Raw genomic sequence first — 7,169 nt, 5'->3', positions numbered from 1 at the left:
GTATCTTCAACCGACGCACCACCAATCATCATATCCCGAATCATGGTCACCCATGGATTCAGAACTCATCACAAATAGCAACTGTAATGCTAGGGCAGCAGCGTGATACGATGCGTAATACTCCCTCGCCTTCGCCTGAGCCAACCTGAGCCGTTCGTTGCTGGTGAAGCCCTTCTTCCCGTCGTGCAGTGATGTGATTGAAAGGAAAAAGTCGGTTTGCGACCCCATGTCGACGTAGCCCGCGCCCACGAGATACAATCCGTACTTCACTGCGCGCGCAAAGTGTGTCCCGCCTCCCCTCCCGTCTGTCGCTCTGTCTCCATTATTAGTTTCCTTCCCTACCTGCTGCACTACAGAGCTCCTTGCAGTTGGAGTTGCCACACTCCGAGCACTGACTGCAGCAAGTGAATGCCCCTCTCCATTGAGAGCAGTCATCGCACCCAGGGCCTCGGCTTGTTCGCCAACGATTTGCCAAACCTGGTAACGAAGCGCAGCAAGTGAATGACCCGCCCGGTGAAACGCACTGACATACTTGGGACCTTAGCCTGGCTGCCAACGGTCCGCCAAACCCGGGAACGCAGAGAAGCAAGGGAATTGCCCATGTCGTGGAACGCGGTCATTGAGTTAAGCTGTCAGGCAGTCCACGAACGATCCCGGTTGAGTGGCGAAGGCGGTCAAGGCTGGTTCTTCCAATTCACATCTCATGCGCGTCAATCACGTCCATGACGCAGGATCAACGGTACGATTCCGGCAACCTCCTCACGCTCGCGACATTTCCGTTCGAACACGGCCGATTTGATGCACCGCGAGGTCCTAAAGCCACCAAATGAATCGGTAGATCTTTGCCGCGTGTCTGCGTTGTGCGTCGGACAACTCATCCGAGCAGCAAGCATATGAGCCCGGCTTGCTCAAACCACCTGGTCTCACCACACCCATCAGCAATGGGAGCCAATGCTCCAGGCTTATCCAACATTCTGTTAAACAAAGCCGGACCAATCTACCTACTCTTCGTTCGTCTACACACCGCCATGGAGTAGACCCGGCATGGCCACTTCCGAGTCCTACGGACGCGTCGAATGTGCGCAACATATCTGCGCAGTCGGTGCTTGGGACCAAGTCATCGTCCTTGGCTTCGCAAACCTAGCGGCGTTGTCACCATTTATCCTCGCCGCTGGTGCTGCCGGGAACGTGCTCCCATTTCACTTCTTTGTAGGTGAAAGACCAATCTTCCATGTTCTGAAAGAAGTTGTGCTGCGGATTGATCGTCAGCGGCACATACGCCTTGCCTTCGACTAACGTCGCATTCTTCCAGCTTATTTTGAAGAAGTTCTGCGGCTGCGGCATACCCCCGGGGTCGGTGCGGTAGAACTCGCAAACCACCTCTTCGAGCACCTCGTTAGTAGCCAGCGCTTGCCATAGCAGCGGCGAGGCACGATCGAAGAACTTAGTGAAAAGCACCGGCTGGTGGTTGCGAGCGCCCGTGGCGACGCCGCTCGTAGCATCGCGTGGAACGATGATGCCGCTGGTGAAGGCAACAACGGTGATCTTTCCTTGCTTATCCGAGTCACCCTTGGCGACCTGCCCGATGCTGTCCGGCTTGGAGGCATCCTTGGAGATGTCGCCCTGCTTCTTTCCCTTAATCTTCAAGTAGGCTTCAAGTGACACTTTCACCTCCTATTTTCTGACAGACGCCGGCACAAACGAGCATGGCGGGTATCGCAACATCCGTGCCAAGATCCGTGGGCATGCGATGCCTAATATCGTCAGCTTTCCCGATCTACCGACACAGCACTGCGCGGTTGTCCAGATACGAACACGTCAAGCGACGACATCGTCGCGATCGCGACAGCGATCTGTCACGGCCCGACGGGGCCGACCCATTCCAATTGACACTCGACATCGAGAAATGCTCGCGTGGCAACGTCGAGGACAGCCTGTCCCGTCACCCGGTAACCTATGGCGTTATCGACAACGGCATTGCCCTGTAGTGCGTAGACGAGCACCGCCCAAGGACCGCGCTGTTCCTGCTGGAGACAGTGCGTGGACAATTTGAGGCGCGCTTCTCGTCCGTCCCGAAGCCGTTGCGACCAAATGCCATCAGCCGACGGCGGCGGTATGTTAATCGATGAGCTCGGCAGGATAGTCGCACGTGCCGTGTTGGCGACCGCTTCCAATAGCGGGTCGATCTCGTGCGTCGCTGGACACCAGACCGTCATAATGCGCCGTGAGAGGAAGATCCGTCGTAAATCTCGATCGAGGCACCAGATTGCGACTTGAGGCGATTGAACAAGTGCGTGTCCGAGGTCACTACTCCCTTCATATCGGGGTTGTGGACCGCCCCGATCACGACTGGTCGGTCGATGTCGCCGTTCAAGTAGCCGACCAGGACTTCCGTGCCTGGCACCAACGGACAATGCAAGCCGGTTTGATTCGGACCTACATAAGGTTCGAGCTTGCGCACGTAGTCGCTGCCCCGGCCCTCGGCCGGTTCGTCGGCGAATGTAAACCGCAGCTTGTAGCGGCCCTGCTCGTCAATCTCGGCCCGCCCGTTCCAAGCTTCTCCATCGACTGTGGCGGTATGGAGGCCAATGCCTAGAGGCACAGGTGTCATCGCAACCGGTCTATACGGCACATCCGAGCGGATGCAATGGACCATGTTCTGGTAGGCTCGCCCATTTTGACCGGCCCCACGAAATCCGGTCGGCGCCGGACGATAGGCCGAGTGATCCGCGGCGATGACGAGATATTCACCGTCGAAGCGGGGATGGCCCTCCAGTCCAAAAATTACGCCAGCGCGCAGCTCCGGTGCGTCGCTGTGGGCAATGTACATTGTCTGGCCGGCACAGATCTGTTCGGCACGGATCCGGGCCAGTGCGGTCGCCTCTCCTTCGTTCGCAAAATGGCCGCCGAAGCGCGAGGCTTTGCCGAAGAAACCGCTGCCTTCCCCGACCTGCCTATCGACGGACACGACGGAAGGCACCGTTTCGTTATAATCGCGAAGCGCGATCGTCTTTGTCGAGAGAACCCGGCGCTGGCGGAACGACCAAATACCGCTTTCGTCAACGCCTCGCGGTGGCCGGCGCTCGTCCTGGCGCGAATAGAGAAGCGTCGATCTGTCGCCGAACTTGACATTGGGGAAGGCCAGATTCTTGTCGCCGAAGACGACGGTCTCACCGTCGTCTTCTTGCTTGAAGAAATAGAAGATTCCATTCCGTTCGCAAAGGCGAGAAATGAACGTCAAATCGCTTTCATTGTATTGCACAACATAATTTCGCTTGGGATAGCGATCGATACTGTATTCGGAAGGAATGCTGATGCTCACCTTGCTCAACTGCAGTCTGATAATGTCATCGACGCCCATGGGTTGGCCAGGACCATAAATGCGGCTCGCAACTGAGAGCTCAGCGACGGCAAAGCGCGGTCGCAGGACAAATTGAAGCACCCGCAGGCCAGTGACTGTAGGGTCGAGTTCCTCGACTTGGGCGCACAGGCCCGACGCGAGCCATCGCCCGCATGCCGTTTTGACGGAAAGCTTGGCGCGTTCCCCTATCAACGAGCCGGTATCGACATCGCTCGATGTCGTAGCGTTAATCACGTAGCTGAACGGTAGAGAAATGCACTCGGTGCCCTCGAAGCCCTGGACGTCGAGCTCAATGTTGGGCTTGCTGTGAATGTCAAGGTCAATTCTGAGATTGGATTCGTTAGTCATCGGTGCACCTGATCAAACTGTGGCAGTAGTACAACGCTTGTCAAAGGTGCCGCGGAGTAGTGTCGATCGGAAGCCCCGAAGCACTCAATAACGATACCTCACGTCCCCTACTCGTCCTGCTACAGCAGCATGCGCTGACCCCAGAACCAGTACCAGATGGAGCGGCCCAGACGCTGGACGAACTCACCGACTGGCTCGATGTGGTCGCGCCGGTTGAAGGCCTGAAGGAAGCCCCGTGAGATCGTGTGCAGCCGCACGGTGTCAGATGCTGGTTGCCATGCGTAGTGAAACATCATCGGCTAAGGCTGCCGTGACGCGCGTCACAACGCAGCTTCTGGCCGTTGGCTCTGATGAGTTCATCGTTCTCCGACGATGCCTATCACGCAGAGCCTTGCCCATCAGCTCGGCTTCGACGTTCGGGCGGCGCATTGCCTGCGGCGCTTGCATTGGCCGCCTCATTCGCACCCTTGTTGTGAAGCCGATCAACCGGCTCACGCGCCTGCTGCGTGCGCTCCCGGTGTAAGATGGGCTCCCATCTCCAAGCGATGCAGACGGGTTGAAGGGAAAGAAAGCATCGTTGGTCTTGCGCTTCTGCGTGTACTCAGCCAGCCAGTGTGGTTGCAATCTCAATAGCAACGTCCGTGCCAATGGCGTCTCCTCATCTTAGCTACTGATTAGGTTTTGAAAGACCGAAGTTTAATGTTCTCAATCTGACGGTGGCGGCGCAACTGTCAGGCTCTGGACAGCAAGCTAATCGACGCTACATCCCATGATTTGTCGCTGACAAGGCTAGCTATTCCTAATAAGCCGACCTCCAGAGGGTCCAAGATGATCAGCAGGTGACAAACCGCGCGAGACTGCCAAAGAGTATCCTTCGATGGCTGTTTGATGAGCCACAACCTTGAAGATGATACTTTTCAAAGATAGGTCAGCAAACGGATATGTCGATCATTGAACAGGATGTGTTTGTAATTGAACAGACAGTTCAGATTGGTCTGTTTCACTTGCATCGCGATCTCTTCTCCGAGGCTGAGCACCTCAGAGAAAGCGCGACGCGCCTTGCGCGCCTAAGAGCGGGTGCGTTATGACCACTTCAGGCTAAATGGAGACGACCACCGGTGATTATCTTTGGGGGGAGGCCGAGATAACCCCGGAGCCATCGAGGGCGTGGATGTTACGACGCGACAGGAAAGCCATGAGTTCCGGTCCGTGCCCAGATAAGGGAGGGGATCCAAGGAGCAGAGCGTGAGGCGCAAATGGTCCGGCGGTTCGTCGCTCGGGGTTAAACAGCCGCCCATCGACTCGTTATTGCTCGAGTAGAACTGTCCTTTATGGGCAAACGATTCCTCATGGTCACCGTAGTATATATGGTGATGCCGGATGACGGAGCGTGGCCTCTTGGCGGTTCGACCGCGAACAAGCTGGAGCGGCGGCTGGTTTTCGATTCGAAACATCGGGCAAGACGGCACGGCAACCGAACTCACGGGACGTGCGCGCTTCGGATCGAGCGAGCATGTCTCGCCGCTGCAGTTGCACCTTTTACCGGAGGTTCGCGTGAGTGATAGCAGCAGCAGCGGCTCCAACGAGGGGCCCGGCCCCTATGCGCTGGATAGGCCGCTTTATGAGGACTTCTGGAATTGGCTTACTTATAAGCTCCCAGACCGCCGCTCTCGCGGCGCCGACATTGCCGCAGGCGACACGCACGATTTCCTCGAGTGGATCCACGAGACGAACAGACCCCCGATGGTCGACCGGATTGCGATGCAATCGTTGGACACCGACGTGCAAGCTTATGCGGCCGACTATATAGGGCGCGATGTACCGGCGATTGGCGGGTTTCGTAACCGCCTCCTGAACTTGCGGGAGATGCTTCGAAACCTGCATTTCGAGAACTGGGCCCGTGAGAGGCATGTGATGTTTCAGGGCTTTGATGGAGCCGGGCCGTCGTGGGGCAGCCGCAGTAGCAGCGGGACTACCGATAGCAGCGGCAGCAGCAACAGTGCCAGCAGCGACAACAGCGGCTCCAATCAGGGGCCCGGCCCCCATGACGTGGATTCGCGGCTCCATGAGGATTTCTGGAATTGGCTTACTGAGAAGCTCCCGAACCGCCGCTCTCGCGGCGCCGACCATGCCGCAGGCGATATGTACGATTTCCTCGAGTGGATCCGCGAGACCAACAGACCCCCAATGGTCGACCGGATTGCGATGCCGTCATTGGACACCGACCTGCAAGCCTATGCAGACGCCTATATAGGCCGCGACGCACACGCGATTGGCGGGTTTCGTAACCGTCTGCTGAATTTGGGAGATATGCTTCGGGATTTCCACCATGCCGAATTCGAGAACTGGGCCCGTGCGAGCGGTGCGATGTTTCAGGGCTTCGAAGACGTCGGGCCATCGTCGTCACCTTTGGCGCCCAGGCCGCCGTCGGATCGCCCGACCATTGCAGACGGCGCAGGGGCAGGGCAGGCAGAGCGTGATTTCGGAGCTTACGTCCTCCCCAGTTGGAGGGGTGGCCTTGCCCCCGACCCGTTGATCGCGGAATTACGAGCAAACGGCCTCCTGCCGGCGCTATTGCGGCCGCAAAGTGTGCTTATCAACGGTGTGCGCTATGCCGCCGTATTGTGGCCAGGTCGGGCGCCCGTGACCCCAAACAATCCGGGAGGCGAAAACTTTGTTCTCACCCCTGGATATAGGGAGCTAGGGCAGCAATCCCACCCTCGTGTTGCGCGCATGAATGAAGTCGGGCCGCCCGATATCGGCGAGAGAGTCGGCGTTGGCTGGATCCACGGCCCCCGAGTGGCCGACGACTTCCTGATCAGCGTACTGCAGGAGTTCAGACTTCTGCCGACACAGGCGGTTCCAATGACATGTTTCTATATCCGCCGTGAACCGTACACGGCCGAATCGGGGCCAGGCGGCCGCATCCTTGTCATCCATCGACCCCAAGCTCCCTAAAGAACGCGTTTGAGCTGCAAACCCGCCTCGGGTGGAGCAGATGAATGAAGAGGAGCCACCATCGTCTGCTTAAGCGCAATGAGACTAAACTGCATTTTTACGAAATGGTTCGCGATACCTCGGAATAGCTCGCACGGCCTTGCCGATTGTGGCGCGCGGTTCGCGCGGCAGCTCATGGCGTGAGCCAACGAGAAAGTTCATGACGTCCAGTGTTCGAGAAAATTTTAGCGGTCAGTCTACGCCTCGCGGAGCAATGTTTCCTGCGTGGCATCTCGGTCCTGGTCCAGAACTCGGCGATCATTGGAAAAGGGGCCAAAGGGCGGGTCATTTATCGTATCGACGCCACTACGTGCGGCACAAGCCCTGTTCCATGTTAGCCATCGATGCTCGCTTCCCTGCATTTCTACGTGAGCGTCACAAGAGGATCACCGTGCCCGGCCTTGACTTGCGCGGAATGCTTTGGATTGCCCGATCGAGGTGATTGACGCTGCCGTTGCGTGAT

The 7,169-nt window shown here is 57.6% G+C and carries 4 protein-coding genes; 1 reads left to right on the top strand and 3 read right to left on the bottom strand.

Going from position 1 to position 7,169, the window contains the following annotated elements:
- Positions 1–1,152: 1,152 nt before the first annotated feature.
- The 3 genes from K289_RS47150 to K289_RS51270 all read right to left on the bottom strand — a co-directional run bounded on the left by K289_RS47150 (position 1,153) and on the right by K289_RS51270 (position 4,005).
- On the bottom strand, positions 1,153–1,665 hold the full coding sequence (locus tag K289_RS47150; protein WP_035687883.1) for an Hcp family type VI secretion system effector: 513 nt from the start codon (positions 1,663–1,665) through the stop codon (positions 1,153–1,155).
- Positions 1,666–2,212: 547 nt separating this feature from the next.
- On the bottom strand, positions 2,213–3,709 hold the full coding sequence (locus K289_RS0140035) for a type VI secretion system Vgr family protein (protein ID WP_084788949.1): 1,497 nt from the start codon (positions 3,707–3,709) through the stop codon (positions 2,213–2,215).
- 119 nt (positions 3,710–3,828) lie between these two features.
- Complete coding sequence (locus K289_RS51270) at positions 3,829–4,005, bottom strand: hypothetical protein (RefSeq protein ID WP_156918457.1); 177 nt, start codon at positions 4,003–4,005, stop codon at positions 3,829–3,831.
- Positions 4,006–5,089: 1,084 nt separating this feature from the next.
- Between K289_RS51270 and K289_RS0140015 the strand changes: the two genes are divergently transcribed.
- On the top strand, positions 5,090–6,667 hold the full coding sequence (locus K289_RS0140015) for a hypothetical protein (RefSeq protein ID WP_027556449.1): 1,578 nt from the start codon (positions 5,090–5,092) through the stop codon (positions 6,665–6,667).
- Positions 6,668–7,169: the final 502 nt, after the last annotated feature.

The organism is Bradyrhizobium sp. Cp5.3, assembly GCF_000426265.1.
Classification (GTDB): Bacteria; Pseudomonadota; Alphaproteobacteria; order Rhizobiales; family Xanthobacteraceae; genus Bradyrhizobium; species Bradyrhizobium neotropicale.
This window is presented reverse-complemented; position numbering and strand designations above follow the sequence as displayed.